15 protein-coding genes and 1 tRNA gene are annotated in these 13813 nt (G+C 43.3%); 12 read left to right on the forward strand and 4 right to left on the reverse strand.

What is annotated here, in order from left to right:
- Window positions 1-89 precede the first annotated feature (89 nt).
- The 7 genes from gpAD87_RS04470 to gpAD87_RS04490 all read left to right on the forward strand — a co-directional run bounded on the left by gpAD87_RS04470 (window position 90) and on the right by gpAD87_RS04490 (window position 4481).
- Entirely contained in the window at window positions 90-287 is a 198-nt protein-coding gene (locus gpAD87_RS04470; protein WP_063567877.1) for a hypothetical protein, read from the forward strand.
- Window positions 288-425: 138 nt separating this feature from the next.
- Window positions 426-848 (forward strand): hypothetical protein, encoded by a 423-nt coding sequence (locus gpAD87_RS04475; RefSeq protein WP_063567878.1) that lies wholly within the window; start codon window positions 426-428, stop codon window positions 846-848.
- Between the two features lie 238 nt (window positions 849-1086).
- Entirely contained in the window at window positions 1087-2643 is a 1557-nt protein-coding gene (locus gpAD87_RS04480) for a hypothetical protein (protein ID WP_064636493.1), read from the forward strand.
- Window positions 2644-2724: 81 nt separating this feature from the next.
- Window positions 2725-2895 (forward strand): hypothetical protein, encoded by a 171-nt coding sequence (locus gpAD87_RS31730; RefSeq protein ID WP_157258415.1) that lies wholly within the window; start codon window positions 2725-2727, stop codon window positions 2893-2895.
- A 171-nt stretch (window positions 2896-3066) separates the two neighbouring features.
- Complete coding sequence (locus gpAD87_RS04485; RefSeq protein ID WP_064636495.1) at window positions 3067-3741, forward strand: hypothetical protein; 675 nt, start codon at window positions 3067-3069, stop codon at window positions 3739-3741.
- Window positions 3742-3857: 116 nt separating this feature from the next.
- Window positions 3858-3980, forward strand: coding sequence for a sporulation protein YjcZ (locus gpAD87_RS31355; RefSeq protein WP_079696179.1), 123 nt, complete (start codon window positions 3858-3860; stop codon window positions 3978-3980).
- Window positions 3981-4151: 171 nt separating this feature from the next.
- Window positions 4152-4481: a DUF1904 family protein gene (locus tag gpAD87_RS04490; protein WP_063567881.1), complete on the forward strand. Its 330-nt coding sequence runs from the start codon at window positions 4152-4154 to the stop codon at window positions 4479-4481.
- 72 nt (window positions 4482-4553) lie between these two features.
- Here the strand turns inward: gpAD87_RS04490 and gpAD87_RS04495 are convergent, their stop codons facing one another.
- Both gpAD87_RS04495 and gpAD87_RS04500 read right to left on the reverse strand, forming a co-directional pair.
- Complete coding sequence (locus tag gpAD87_RS04495) at window positions 4554-5756, reverse strand: MFS transporter (RefSeq protein WP_064636497.1); 1203 nt, start codon at window positions 5754-5756, stop codon at window positions 4554-4556.
- Window positions 5757-5900: 144 nt separating this feature from the next.
- Window positions 5901-6089 carry a DUF6199 family natural product biosynthesis protein gene (locus gpAD87_RS04500; RefSeq protein ID WP_053784205.1) on the reverse strand — a complete coding sequence of 63 codons (189 nt, stop codon included), beginning with the start codon at window positions 6087-6089 and terminating at the stop codon, window positions 5901-5903.
- A gap of 303 nt (window positions 6090-6392) precedes the next feature.
- Here gpAD87_RS04500 and gpAD87_RS04505 point away from each other — a divergent pair, with 303 nt between their 5' ends.
- Both gpAD87_RS04505 and gpAD87_RS04510 read left to right on the forward strand, forming a co-directional pair.
- Window positions 6393-7541, forward strand: coding sequence for a sensor histidine kinase (locus gpAD87_RS04505; protein WP_064636499.1), 1149 nt, complete (start codon window positions 6393-6395; stop codon window positions 7539-7541).
- 112 nt (window positions 7542-7653) lie between these two features.
- Window positions 7654-8136, forward strand: coding sequence for a NucA/NucB deoxyribonuclease domain-containing protein (locus gpAD87_RS04510; protein WP_079696176.1), 483 nt, complete (start codon window positions 7654-7656; stop codon window positions 8134-8136).
- A gap of 176 nt (window positions 8137-8312) precedes the next feature.
- Here gpAD87_RS04510 and gpAD87_RS04515 read toward each other — a convergent pair whose 3' ends face one another.
- On the reverse strand, window positions 8313-8549 hold the full coding sequence (locus gpAD87_RS04515; protein ID WP_053784208.1) for a hypothetical protein: 237 nt from the start codon (window positions 8547-8549) through the stop codon (window positions 8313-8315).
- Window positions 8550-8755: 206 nt separating this feature from the next.
- Between gpAD87_RS04515 and gpAD87_RS04520 the strand changes: the two genes are divergently transcribed.
- From gpAD87_RS04520 to gpAD87_RS04530, 3 genes are all read left to right on the forward strand, one after another.
- Complete coding sequence (locus tag gpAD87_RS04520; protein WP_064636501.1) at window positions 8756-9205, forward strand: general stress protein; 450 nt, start codon at window positions 8756-8758, stop codon at window positions 9203-9205.
- Window positions 9206-9442: 237 nt separating this feature from the next.
- A tRNA-Leu gene (locus gpAD87_RS04525) sits at window positions 9443-9528 on the forward strand.
- Window positions 9529-9808: 280 nt separating this feature from the next.
- Entirely contained in the window at window positions 9809-12730 is a 2922-nt protein-coding gene (locus gpAD87_RS04530; protein ID WP_064636503.1) for an insulinase family protein, read from the forward strand.
- A gap of 157 nt (window positions 12731-12887) precedes the next feature.
- On the opposite strand, the gene gpAD87_RS04535 is transcribed toward gpAD87_RS04530, so the two are convergent.
- Window positions 12888-13595 (reverse strand): helix-turn-helix domain-containing protein, encoded by a 708-nt coding sequence (locus tag gpAD87_RS04535; protein ID WP_063565532.1) that lies wholly within the window; start codon window positions 13593-13595, stop codon window positions 12888-12890.
- Window positions 13596-13813 lie beyond the last annotated feature (218 nt).

A 13813-nucleotide genomic window follows, 5' to 3' on the forward strand; every position in this document is an offset into this window, starting at 1 on the left:
GCTAACGAAATTGCAAACAAAGCTGATAAAATAAATATATGGTATCATTGTTAAAATATATGTTATAAAGGTGGTGACAATTTAAAGTTATGAATGGTGCTAGTGCTGTGGGTTTTGTAGGAATTTTAACTATATTTATTTTCATTGGTTTGGTAGGTCTGATTTTATATGCTGTGTTTTCAATGGCAATAAAAAGATCTGGTTTAAGGGAGGAAATCTCAGGTTTGAAGCAAGAGATTCGATTATTAAAAGAGAGATTGGAGAAAAACGAACATAACTTCGATTAGAAATTCTAGAGGCACTGCCGTAGCGATACGGACAGTGTCTTTTTCATATGCCCTTTTTTCTAAATATCAGTGGCTGTCGATGCCATATCTCAAATCTCACATATACTATCATATCCCCGACAGAAGGAGGTAGATTTCGTGAGTCAATTTCTTGATGCTAGAACATCGCAGAATGCGAGTTTGGCGAACTCCATTGCTATCCCGATCCTCGTAATCAATACTCCTCAACTGTTTGGTCAGATTGGTCTGCAAACAGCTGGTGCTGGTGCAAACCCACGGGTACAATTCAAAGGAACTGTATCAGTGCAGCTTCCATTAGCCCTCGTAGGTGTAACGATAACAATTGTCAGAGGAACCTTAGCAACGGATCCTGTCATCTATTCTGCAACGTCTACGTTCAGCTTGAGCATTCTGGCTCCTCAGGTCATTACGTTCTCTGCGGATGATTTCAATCCACCAATAACACCTCAGTTGACGTACACTGCATTTATCAGCTCTAACTTGCTGGGTACGATCCGTGTAGGACCTGAGAACTTTGATGGAGCCGTATATTCGGACTAACGTTGAGCGCCCTTGCCAACAGTTCGTTATAGATGGAGCATAAATGTATTAACGAGCATTGCCTGCCTTGAGAAAGGCAGGTTTTTTCTATTTTACAGGAGTGTGGTTTAGCACTTCATTGGATCAGGCATCGTTTATGATATAATGCGTTAGAGATTAAGGGAACGGTCTATGAGAACATGGAATGGAAAGTCCGAAATGTCGATGAAATTATGAATGGAAAGCAGGTTTTCAACCAATGATGCAAAACGAAGGACAACGATACCGCTTCAGTGAAGCTCCGGTATGGGACTGGCAGCGGGCATATTATGAACAGAAAGGGCTGCACGCTTGGACCGAGAATCAGGTTCCGCAATATATTACGAGTAACCCCATGATTGCAATGGCGTATGCCGAGATGATTTTTGGTTTTCTTCAAGATCTCGCCAGCAAAGGAAAGACGGCCGAGACAGTGACCATTCTGGAACTTGGAGCGGGCGTAGGCCGCTTGGCGCACCAAATTCTGTTCAAACTGACAGAGTTGAAAGATTTTGCAGGCGTGCAGCTGCCAGCTTTTCGATATGTAATGACCGATCTGGTCGAAGATAATGTATTGGGCTGGAGAGAGCATCCGTCCATGCAATCCTTTATTGACCAAGGAATACTGGATTTCGCACGTTTTGACGCGATACAGGACACCGAGTTGAATCTGGTAGTGGCGGATACAGTTATTCGACCGGGCGATCTGAAGCAACCTTTGCTGTTGATTGCCAATTACTTTTTTGACAGCATTCCACAGGAATTAATTTATGTCGGTGAGGGGGAGATATATGAGTGTGACATACTCCTCCAATCTCCAGAATCTGCTCTTCATTCGGAGCCTGCCGAGTTGCTGAAAAACATGATACTGAGTTATGAATACCGCCGTGCACCTGAGTACAGTGCAGAAGACTATCCGTATCAAGGGCTTATCGCTCTGTACAAGGAAGAGTTGGAGGACTCGCACATTATGTTCCCGGCAATCGGTCTGTCCTGTCTCGAACGATTGAATAGGTTATCAGATTCAGGATATGTGTTAATTACTGCGGACAAAGGTGACCATCGACTGGACAACTGGAAGTTTGCCGAGCCTCCTGAATTTGTACTTCATGGAAGTTTTTCTTTAACGGCAAATTATCATGCCATTCAATATGTATTGGAACAGCAAGGAGCCCACACTCGTTTCACAACACATCATTATAAAGATCTGAACGTTGGATGTATGTTGATGGTGGACGAACCACTGGGGTACATAAACACTCGTCTGGCGTATCACCGATTTGTTGAACGTTTTGGACCCGATGATTTCTTCAGTATGAAAGTATGGATGGATCATCAGGTAGAGCGGATGGAATTGAAGCAGATTATACCGTTCTGGCGTCTGGGCGGATATGATGCTGAGTTTTTGATTCATAGTGCCAACCGGATTTCGAACCTTCTACCGGATGCAAGCGATGAGGAAATGCTTGATATTCAGTCTGGAATCCACATCATGTGGTCTTCATATTATGTAATGGAGCGGCTAGGAGATGTGGCGTTTCTTGTAGGTCAGCTGTTATATGGGATGTATATGTATGAGGACGCCAAGCGATTTCTGGAGCTGTCGTTAGGTACTGATTCGAGAAAACAGAACTCAGCTGTGCTGTACGACTTGGCTGTGTGTTGTTATGAACTTGAACTGGAAGAAGAAACACTGGCTTACACACGGAAAGTACTGGCTTTGGAACCTGATCATGAGGAAGCAATAGATTTGTTGGAAAGCTTCGAGTGTCTATAAAGATTGAAACTCACTTCTTTTCATCGTATTATTAGGATGATCACACAAAAATTCCCTGTATACGGAAGAGGAGATGAGTGCATGAAGAAGGTTCTGACCATTTTGCTGTATCCACTTGCGGCGGTTGTGGGAGCGTTGGGCGCAAATTCAGCTGCGACTGGTGATATGGTACTTTTTGCGAAAGATATAGCTACAGATCGAGGTTATGACGGGCAGGAGATTTATGATAGAATTGAACACAGAAATTCCTAACTACATATCATTTAAACTGTAAAAGTAATTGTTAGACGTAACGATATGCCAAAGACAATTACTCTTGAAGCGAAGTGCGGTGAGCAGGAATCCTGCCTGTACAACCTTTAAGCCGGTTTCATACCTGATACAGGTATGAACCGGCTTTTATTCATGAATGGGGGATAAACGTTGAAGATTATTATTGGACAACCCAGGTTGGAACAACAATTGCTGCAGCTGGAAGCGGAATTGAAACAACATCCAGAAGCGGATGTGTTGTTCTTTCCTGAAGGCTATCTGAATCAGAACGTGGAAGAGGCTAGCCGTCTGGCGGCTGTATATGGAACGATGATTGTATCAGGTCATCGCAGGTTGGATGAACGTCCCAAGGACCGTACGATCATCATTAACAAGGCTGGGGAGACTGTATTGGAGAAAGCGAAGTATACCGCTGCTGAGGTAATTAAGGAACAGGACTGGACCATAAGCACATTGCTATGTGACGAACTGGTGCTGCAAGGATTTCGCAACGAGAATATTGGCAGAGTGGATATGATTATGCATTCCATTGGTGTGGGGATGTTCAGTGAAGAGCAGTATACAGAGTGGGTTGAAGAAGCACGGCAGATGGCAATACAAAATCAATGCATTGTTATGGGGACCAGCCATGCGGACGGTTCATATCGTAACAGTGAAATTTCAATTCCAATCGCCTATTGTATTGCCCCGGATGGTCAAGTGGTTTTGGCGTCCAGAAACGATACACGTACTCGTTTGATTGTCCTGGAGCAGCAAAATACAGCAGACCTCTATCGTGAAGTATCAGGAAATGATGTGAACATCCAAGTCATTCCTTCGGCATAATTCAACTAACAGAATACACAATGATTGGGCCGGTTAGCTTGCCGTATAGCCCGGTCATTCATGTTAGAATCGACATATATTATGGCATACCTTGAAATTCAAAGGAGGCCAATCAAATGAGTGAAGTTGGATACGGTTGTGGCGGCAATGTTGGTGGATTTGGTGGATGGACTTCCACAAGCGCAATTCTCGTACTCTTCATCCTGCTCGTAATCATCACTAAATCTTTCTGGCTGTAAGCCACTGTAGAACAAGGTGAGACCCTGGTTACGTGTATGCTCCGCTGAGACTTCAGCGGGGCTTTTCTGCGTTTCTATGAAAAAAATGATATGATGAAAGAGATTTGACAACCGAAAACAATGTGCTTAAAATCACATAAGAGACTAATAATAGAGATTGAAGGGATAGTAATGCCGTTTATTCGTTTTAAAGGATTCACAGGACCTCAGCTGGAGGAAGTTGTACCTCGCATCACGGAGCAATTTGCGTTGATTACCAATATTCCGCGGGAGAGAATGAAGGCAGAACGTCATGACGTACAAGCCCTTACTCCTTCTCCGGCTTCAGTAGAGATCTTGATGTTCCAACGTGATCAGGAGATTCATAATCGAATTGCTTCCTCAATGCAGGTTATTTTGGAAGAAGCGGATTTGCCTGATGTGCATATTTTCTTCAATATACTGTCACCAGCGCTGTATTATAAACAAGGCAAGCCTTTGACAGATTACCGATTGGATTGAGAAAAAAATGGCTGCACCGATGATGTGCGGATGCAGCAGAGACGAGCAGATATGTGCTCGTCTTTTTTTGATTCAATCATGTTGCTCTTTAATTCGATTTAACCGGAAAGAGCACAGGGAGGATACGATGAATAAGGCACCGCCAATCAAATATACCAGCCGAATCCCCATTTGATCAGCAATCAGACCGAAGATTACCGTAGATATGCTCATGGAAGCTGAGAGAATAATTCCATGTGCTGCGTTTACTTTGGACAGTGATTCGATGGGCACACTGGTCTGAAAAGCCGTCTGCTGAGCAATATCGCGGATCTGATAAGCAGGACCCATAAGCATACACAATACCAGAGCAAGCCAAGGAAGGCTGTTTAAACCGTATGCGATGGTCAGTAAGCTGAAGAGAAGAGAACCTATGGCCATACTGGAGATCAAGTGCTTCTGTAAGCGAGTGGCCAAGGCGATGGCCAGAATTCCCCCAAGAACGGTGCCGGCAGAATAGCTGGAGTTGATAAGTCCCCACCAACCTTCCTCTTGGCCCAAAGCTTCTTTCACAAAAGCAAGCGTGATAGCACCGATCCAGATGGAGCCAGCAAGACCTTCAACCAGGTCCATGAACGTTATCAGGCGCAACGATCGATTTTTCCAAAGAATAAGCCAACCTTCCCTTAATACATCCCATCTGGAAGTGGATTTCTTGACTTTTTCCTGCATATCGCGGGTAAGTGAACTGATCGTAATCATTAGAAGCAGGACAGCCCAGGATAAGCTTGTAGCCGCCCAGAATGTTTGTGAAGCCCCCCAGTGCATAACGATGAATCCTGTCATCGCATATCCAATGATCGTCACGGTCTGAGTAGAGAATGAGAGAAAACTATTCGCCTTCACCAGATCTTCTCCTTGAACCAATCGTGGAGTTAATGTGTTTATTAATGGAGATTCCCATCCGTCCAGGAACGAGAGGATCGCTATTCCCACAAGCAGAAGAGGAATGTGAGCAGTGAGATCGGTAAATGCGATGGCGATTCCGGTAATCATCAATGTTTTGGCTAAAGGAATGCTAATAATCAGCCTGGAGAATGCGAAACGGTTCACAAGCAGTGGTGCAGTGAACCCTGCGACGATACGCGCTGACATTTGAATGAATGGAAACAGCGCAGCGTAAAGAACAGACCCGGTCTGACCGTAAATAAACGTCGTGATAACCATGATATATATAACATTAATGAGAGAAAGCAGCGTTTTGGCAGCCCAATATGGATAAAATGCGATGTTCATGCTAAGGTGTCCTTTCCACAACGATAATTATATATTACGGGTATCGTTGCAAACGCACCACAAACAAAGTTGTCATTTTCCCGTCATTGAAGCAGCAAAAAAGCAGCTGTCCCAAGGGACAGCTGCCGTTCTGGTTTCTATAATTTAAGCCACAACGAGCGTAAAAGCGATAAGCAGCATCAACAGACTGGTCATTCTGGTCATCGCCATATAAGGTCTGCTGGGCTCAGCCTCTCCCCGAGAAATCCAGCCATAACGCAAGTACCAGCCAAATTTCGGGAAGCACAAATTAATGATACAAAGTGTCATGAATATAAAAAAGAGGGTTCTCATACCCGATCTTCCTTCCTCATTTTACATGACCCGCTCAAAATTAACGCTTACGTCTGGAGAAGAAGAAAACAAGCAAAATAATAATAATAACGATTAATAAAAATTTCATGAGTGACCCTCCTGATGACATGATAAGATTTGTGAATGTATTAATCAGATATTACCCAAGGAACACATGGCTTGAATAACTATGTTACAATTAATTATATTGTTTTTATATAATCACATACCATCGGGTTATCGATAGCTTCATTAGGAGCATGAACACAACACAACAAAGTTTGGTGAGATGAAGGAGGAAGCATGACTAAATACAATCAACTCGCTATACAATGGGAATTTATAATTTCTAAGATTAAATCTTCCGTGACCGTAGTCGATGCTACCTTGCCTGATTTTCCGCTAATGTATGTAAATGAATATTTTAGTGAATTAACCGGATATAGTGCGGAAGAGTCGATTGGACAGAATTGCCGGTTCCTGCAAGGGCCGGATACGGATCCGGAAACCGTACAGAGAATTCGCGAAGCATTGAAGAAGCGTCAGTCGATCAAGACAGAGATTCTAAACTATACGAAGCATGGACAGAAATTCTGGAATGAACTGAATATTGATCCGATTTTCGATGATTCAGGGGAATGTTTGTTTTTTGTAGGGATTCAATACGATATTTCGGAGCGAAAATATGCTGAGCAGCAGTTACGTATGGCAGCTTCGCTGACAGAAATGAACAGTAGGGGACAGCTGGAGTTCATTGGGAAGCTGAACCATGAACTTCGCACGCCGCTGAACGGGATTATGGGCATGATCGAACTTGTGGGCATGGGTGACAACAGTGAGGAGCAAAAAGAGTACCTGGAGCTTGCGCGCCAGTCAGGGGAGGCTCTTCTGAACATTGTCAACAATAGTCTTGATATGGCCAAGCTGGGCAGAGGGAAAATGAGAGTGGAGCAAATCGAATTTCAGCCGTTGAAGCTGATTCAACAGATTATTAAAACGCATGAACCTGCGGCGCAGAATAAACAAATTCGCTTGCTCTGTCATGCGGATCTGACTACTCCTGATGTACTCACAGGTGATCCTCTGCGTCTCCGACAAGTGCTGGATAACCTGCTCAGCAACGCCATTAAATTCACGGAACAAGGTGAAGTGCAATTACAGATGGACGTTGAGGAGCGGCGAGGGGATACCGTTATTCTGGTATTCACTGTACATGACACCGGCATTGGCATTCCAGATAATAAAATCAATCAATTGTTTGAAGCATTCACGCAGACAGACATCTCTCATGCACGCAAATTTGGCGGCAGCGGACTTGGACTCACCATCTGCAAAGAGTTGCTCGAATTGATGGATGGTCAAATTTCGGTGGAGAGTACCGAGGGGAAAGGTACGAAGTTTGAGGTAACCTTGCCTTTACTTCGACAACAGGCGATTCCTAACGTGGGGTAGTCTATGCAGAACGAACAGCCGGGAAGTGTCGGCTGTTTTTTTATGTTTTTTTATATTGTTTAGCGAACTGGCGTTCTGGTATAATGCAAGTGTTGAATGGGGGAGAAACAGCATGAGTAAAAGACGCAGAAGTAAAAGGAGCAAGGGCAAGCAACGATTTAAAAAGCAGATATTGACGCTGGTGGCCATGTTAATGGTAGCTCTCTATGCATGGGTTGGGGGAGAATGGTCTCTGGATATACCGTCCCAATTTGGAGGAAGCAAGGGGAGCGTAGATCATACCATCACATTCCCGGCCGAGCGCTATCCCGAAACGGCCAATCATATCAAGAAGGCCATCAAGGCAGGACATTCGGATGTATGCACCATTGATCGCAGTGGAGCTGAAGGTAATCGGGATTTGTCCCTCAAAGGTGTTCCGGTCAAAAAGGGGAAAGATCGGGATGAATGGCCAATGGCGATGTGTGCAGAAGGCGGAGCGGGTGCGGATATCCAATATATTAGTCCCAAAGATAATCGTGGTGCAGGCTCATGGGTGGGAAACCAGCTAAGTACATATCCAGATGGAACACGAGTAAAGTTTGTGGTGAAATAACGACGGACTATGAATGAGAAAGTAATTGATGGAGAAATGCCTTGGCTTTGAAAGAGTGTGGTGTAAAGTAAAAGGCAAAAATAAAACCAGACGTTGATACGTCTGGTTTTATTTTATGAAGGGCGAAATAAACACGTCTAGTTCACGTATAAATACATGAAGTACTTGTTCCCTGTTTACAGATCAGCCGTACACAACTGCATTCCACTTAAATGATGAGAGCGAATGCTTAACAGACGTGTGACTTGTTCTACTTCGTCGAATGGAATCCACAGGCTTCCGTGAACTGTCCGTAAGGAAAGAATGGAAGCATCGGCTGTACGTTCCGGAAATCCAGTTACCGTTTGTCCACTTGTATTACGAACGATGATTTGTTGTTTGCGTCGAATGGCAATTTCTACCTCTTTTTTCATATGTCATTGCTCCTGGTTATGGAATAGTAATTCGATATGTCAATAATTTCAATGGTTAATTTGTCTTCTTTATCTAGTCTATCAGAACTAGGTATAGATTTCCAGATCAGAAATTAAATTTTACATAGGTGAAAGGACTTATTATGTGCTCTGCGTTTTTGAAGAAGCAACCAGGGTTATATAAGGGTAAAAGGAGGGGACGTATAATGACACAATTGCTGATCGGACTCGTACGCACGGAGAATGAAGCCATTATCATGTTAAATAAATTGAAAGAGGAAGGTATAGCAGATAAATATTTGGGTGCGGTAGCCAAAGAACAGGTTAATCTCGAAGTGGTAAGCGAGAAGACTGGTTTGCCTATGCCTCTGAAGGGCGCAGGAACAGACGGTGCACTAGGCGTGCTTAAAGGGGTGCTTGCTGGTCTGGGCAAGCGGATGGATCAGACGATGTCCATCGGAAAAGCGGTACGCAAACTTGCAGGCAACGAGATTGGAAATGAAACGGATGATCTGGTGCTTACCTTAACAGAAGCAGGGGTCTCTGAAGAAGATGCTAATTACTATGAAGATTGGCTGGTACAGGGGCATATCCTGGTGGTTGTGGAATGCAGCGAGGAAGAGGCAGACCGAATTGCACCTATTCTTCTTTTTTAGTTTAATTTAAGCCTGATTTTAGGTTTCTTTAATGTTGGGGAGGTATTCTTATTTCACACCTCCCTTAATATAGATGGTTTAAAGAAAGTTCGGGACCGCAACTCGAACTTTCTAGGCACTGCTCGCTAACGCTGGCAGTGCCTGTTTCATTTTTTTTGGATAATTTTATATTAAGGTATTGCAAAGCTATAAATTTCATGGTAAGATATTTCTTGTCGCCAAGAAATACATACCCATGCCGGGGTGGCGGAATTGGCAGACGCACAGGACTTAAAATCCTGCGGTAGGTGACTACCGTACCGGTTCGATCCCGGTCCTCGGCATCTTAAGAAAAGATCGCATGACACTTGTTAAACAAGTTGTTCATGCGATCTTTTTTTGTTTGGAAATTTTAATTTTTATGATTTTCTGCTGTACCATTCAGTTCATAAACATTAAGAAACGATAATACATATCAGATGACGCCTATGGGGCTACCCATTATGAATTACCAGGATCGATAGTGTATACTATCCGTAGGTATAAATTACCTTTATCTTTGAACTTGAAGAACTCAAGGTTGCATACCAAACTAAACAATTTTATGGACGGAGGACTCGACCCATGTTGAAACAGCTTAAGCCCTATAAGGTGCTGCAGGAACGCAGAATCGAAGAGTTGAAGTCAGATGCGTATCTCCTGGAACATCAGAAATCCGGAGCCAAAATTGTACTCTTATCTAATCAGGATGATAATAAAGTGTTCAGTATCGGTTTCCGTACTCCTCCGGAAGACAATACAGGTGTAGCTCACATTCTGGAACATTCCGTACTGTGTGGCTCCAAGAAATTTCCGGCCAAGGATTCCTTTGTTGAATTGCTGAAGGGTTCTCTTAATACATTTCTGAATGCGATGACATATCCCGATAAAACAATCTATCCGATTGCAAGTCGGAATGATCATGACTTCCATAACCTGATGGATATTTATCTGGATGCGGTACTCCACACAAATATTTATAATAATGAAAAAATATTTCTGCAGGAGGGTTGGAATTACAACCTGACCTCAGCTGAAGATGAGTTAACCTATAACGGCGTTGTATATAACGAGATGAAGGGTGCTTTTTCTTCACCGGAACGGATTGTACGCAGGGAAGTTCTAAATTCACTTTTCCCGGATACTACATATTCCTGTGAATCAGGCGGATTTCCCGATGCCATTCCCGATCTGACTTATCAAGGCTTGCTGGATTTCCACTCCAGATACTATCATCCGTCCAACAGCTTCATTTATTTGTATGGGGATATGGATATGGAAGAGAAATTGCAGTGGTTAGATGAGAACTATCTGAGCGAGTTTGATCGAATTGAGATTGATTCTGCCATTCAGCTCCAGCCTGCATTCGGACAAAGAGTGGACGCAGTTAAGACATATTCTGCCGGGAGTACCGAATCAGAAGTGGATAACAGCTTCTTGACCTATAATGCGGTCATTGGAACAAGTCTGGACAAGGAATTGAACATCTCGTTTCAAATTTTGCTGTATGCACTGCTTAACGCTCCAGGAGCGGTTCTGAAGCAGGCCTTGCTGGATAAGGGCATTGCAAAGGATGTATATGGTACGTATGATGACAGCCTGTATCAGCCTGTGTTCACCGTTGGATTGAAGAAGAGCAATCTGGCAAGCAAAGAAGATTTTCTGGGGACGGTAAAAGAGGTGTTAGAGCGTGTTGTGAAAGAAGGCTTTGATCCAAAAGCGCTGCTCGCAGGTATTAATTCCTATGAGTTCAACCACCGTGAAGCCGACTATGGAAGAATGCCCAAAGGATTAATCTACGGTTTCTCCTCATTGCAAAGCTGGCTGTATGATGTCGATGCGCCATTTACTCATTTGGAAGCAAATGATGTATTCGCCGAGCTCAGAACGAAGATGACCGAGGGTTACTTTGAGAAGTTGATTGATACGTATTTATTGAAAAATACACATACTTCTTTCGTTGCTGTCACGCCGGATAAAGGATTGAACGCACGCAAAGAGGAAGCACTGAAAGCACATCTGAAATCAGTTCAGGCGGGACTGAGTCAGGAAGAGATTCAGCAGCTCATTCAGAGAACCGAGGCTCTCGCCGAGTACCAGAATGCACCGTCAACCAAGGAACAACAGCAGGTGATTCCGACGTTGTCGATAGAGGATATTGAACCGAAAGCATCCACGCTGTATCAGACGGTAAATCAGGTCGAAGGTACAACGGTACTGCACCATAACATCTATACGAATGGAATCGGTTATCTGAGACTGTTGTTCGATATTAAGGAAGTCCCACGGCGTTTGCTGCCGTATGTTGGATTGCTGAAAAGTGTGCTCGGTTACGTCGACACTCAGAATTTCTCATTTAATGAATTGTCGAATGAAATTCACATTCATTCCGGGGGCATTCATAGTGGCATCGGTACGTATGCAAACGCGCATGAGCATGGTGATTTCAAGGCTACGTATGAATTCAACGCCAAAGTACTGTATGACAAACTTGGATTTGCTTTTGACATGATCAAAGAAATTGTGTTTACGTCCAAATTTGATGATTCGAAGCGTTTATATGAAATTATTGCCCAGTTGAAAGGCAACTTGCAGCGCAATCTGATCAGCGGAGGGCATTCAGCGGGAATTGGCCGTTCGACCTCTAAACATTCGGCTGTCGCAAACTTTAGGGAAGCGGTTAGCGGCATCGCCTTTTACCAGTGGCTTGAGGAGCTTCAAGCGAACTTTGAGGCAAGAAAAGAAGAACTGTCGACCAGCCTTCAATCGTTGACTAGCTTTATTTTCAGACCGGAAAACTTGCTTGTAAGTTACACTGCAGATGATCAGGGGTATGCGGGCTTGGAGAAACAGGTATCCGATTTGAAAGCGAAGCTGTTCACCCAGGACGTTGCCAAAGAAAAAGAGGCATTTACACCTGTGCATCACAAAGAAGGATTCAGATCTCCATCTGAAGTCCAATATGTCGTTCAAACAGGTAATTTTATCGATAAAGGGTATTCGTACACCGGCTCGCTGCGTGTCTTGCAGGGGATTCTATCTCTGGATTACTTGTGGAATAATATCAGAGCCAAAGGCGGAGCATACGGCTGCATGTCAGGTTTCAGACGTAACGGAGACAGTTATGTAGCATCGTACCGTGACCCAAATCTCGAAAAAACATACAAAGTTTATGAAGAGATGCCGCAATACCTGAAGGATTTCAAAGCAGATAAACGGGAAATGACAAGATATATCATTGGCGCCATCCAGGACCTCGATACACCAAGGACCCCTTATGGCGAAGGATCATTCTCTCTGGAATGTTATCTGTCTAATGTCACCGAAGCCGATCTTCAGAAAGAACGGGATGAAGTGCTAAGCACAACAGAAAATGACATTATAGGTTTTGCCGAAGTGGTATCCGCTATATTGGAACAGCAGCAACGCTGTGTTATCGGTAATGAAAACAAGATTGAAGACCAGAAGCAATTATTTGACGAAACCCTTGATTTGATCAAGAATTAATCGAATAATATATCAAAGTCGAAGTGTGAAGTAATAAACATCTGATCCCAAAGGGCGCTTTTATGAGCTGTAATAGCTTATAACTGCCGCCCTTTTCTTGTTATATAGGGGTTATTTCCCAATCAATCAATCTGATCCATCAGCATCTGTTGAAAATTTAGGTGACGGCGAGCATATTATAGATCTTTAACGTACGCAGATCTTCTTTAGACATTTTTAGCTCGTTATATAACTCCTGATTTTCAGGCAAGGGTGTTCGAGAGAATAGCATTTTTAAAGCGATGGGCATAAAGGGACGGAAGGATACACCTGCCATCAAACCCCACTTTTTCTCGGATTCCTGAAAAGATGCCAGAATGTTAATATACAGATTCTCCAGCGGTGTAGCCTGATTTTTCAGAATCAGCGTGGTGAGTGTGTCGTAATGCTCGGTGTGGCCCCAATACATATTTTCGCATTCCTGATAATTTTCAAAATTCTTGACGTTCATATACATCACGGTTCGATAACGATTCGCGTCCGACTGTGCCATCATGTCAATGACACAACGAATGAGGCTGTTATTGCGCCCGTCATAAAAATACGAATAAAACCGCGTGGAATTTTTGAAAAAGCTGGACGGTACCGTATTCATAAGAGGAGAGGCTTGCTTGGGTTCAATATACAGCAGCTGCTCCACCTGAATGTTCAATGAATTAGCAATTTGATGCAGCGTAACCACATCAAGTGTAATATCACCGCTCTCATATTTGGACAGAGTAGCTTTACTTTTGTGAATCTGATCCGCCAGCTGCTGGACCGTTAACCCTTTCCATTTGCGAAAATTACGGATTTTCTTGCCCACTTCTTTGTTGATGGTGTTCATATCGGATCTCCTTCTGTTAAGTTTCTTAAGAATATGAGAAAAGGTGAAACCCCTTGGTAAAATCAATCTATACGAAAAATATAACACTTTTTTCATGAAAATACCTATTATGACGAAACATTAAGATGGATTTGTTTCTTCTGAATAGATTGTATTGCGTTTGATGTAACTTCTAAGCCATGAAATAATGTGTCTAACAGAACCTCATCCCAGGATGG

Origin of the sequence: Paenibacillus sp. AD87 (assembly GCF_001659845.1) — a bacterium.
GTDB lineage: Bacteria > Bacillota > Bacilli > Paenibacillales > Paenibacillaceae > Paenibacillus > Paenibacillus marchantiae.

Coding starts and splice junctions, on each gene's coding strand:
- gpAD87_RS04530 (WP_064636503.1), top strand. CDS start 9,809: ATGTTGAAACAGCTTAAGCCCTATAAGGTGCTGCAGGAACGCAGAATC.
- gpAD87_RS04500 (WP_053784205.1), bottom strand. CDS start 6,089: ATGAGAACCCTCTTTTTTATATTCATGACACTTTGTATCATTAATTTG.
- gpAD87_RS04520 (WP_064636501.1), top strand. CDS start 8,756: ATGACACAATTGCTGATCGGACTCGTACGCACGGAGAATGAAGCCATT.
- gpAD87_RS31355 (WP_079696179.1), top strand. CDS start 3,858: ATGAGTGAAGTTGGATACGGTTGTGGCGGCAATGTTGGTGGATTTGGT.
- gpAD87_RS04480 (WP_064636493.1), top strand. CDS start 1,087: ATGATGCAAAACGAAGGACAACGATACCGCTTCAGTGAAGCTCCGGTA.
- gpAD87_RS04505 (WP_064636499.1), top strand. CDS start 6,393: ATGACTAAATACAATCAACTCGCTATACAATGGGAATTTATAATTTCT.
- gpAD87_RS04535 (WP_063565532.1), bottom strand. CDS start 13,595: ATGAACACCATCAACAAAGAAGTGGGCAAGAAAATCCGTAATTTTCGC.
- gpAD87_RS04510 (WP_079696176.1), top strand. CDS start 7,654: ATGAGTAAAAGACGCAGAAGTAAAAGGAGCAAGGGCAAGCAACGATTT.
- gpAD87_RS04515 (WP_053784208.1), bottom strand. CDS start 8,549: ATGAAAAAAGAGGTAGAAATTGCCATTCGACGCAAACAACAAATCATC.
- gpAD87_RS31730 (WP_157258415.1), top strand. CDS start 2,725: ATGAAGAAGGTTCTGACCATTTTGCTGTATCCACTTGCGGCGGTTGTG.
- gpAD87_RS04495 (WP_064636497.1), bottom strand. CDS start 5,756: ATGAACATCGCATTTTATCCATATTGGGCTGCCAAAACGCTGCTTTCT.
- gpAD87_RS04470 (WP_063567877.1), top strand. CDS start 90: ATGAATGGTGCTAGTGCTGTGGGTTTTGTAGGAATTTTAACTATATTT.
- gpAD87_RS04490 (WP_063567881.1), top strand. CDS start 4,152: ATGCCGTTTATTCGTTTTAAAGGATTCACAGGACCTCAGCTGGAGGAA.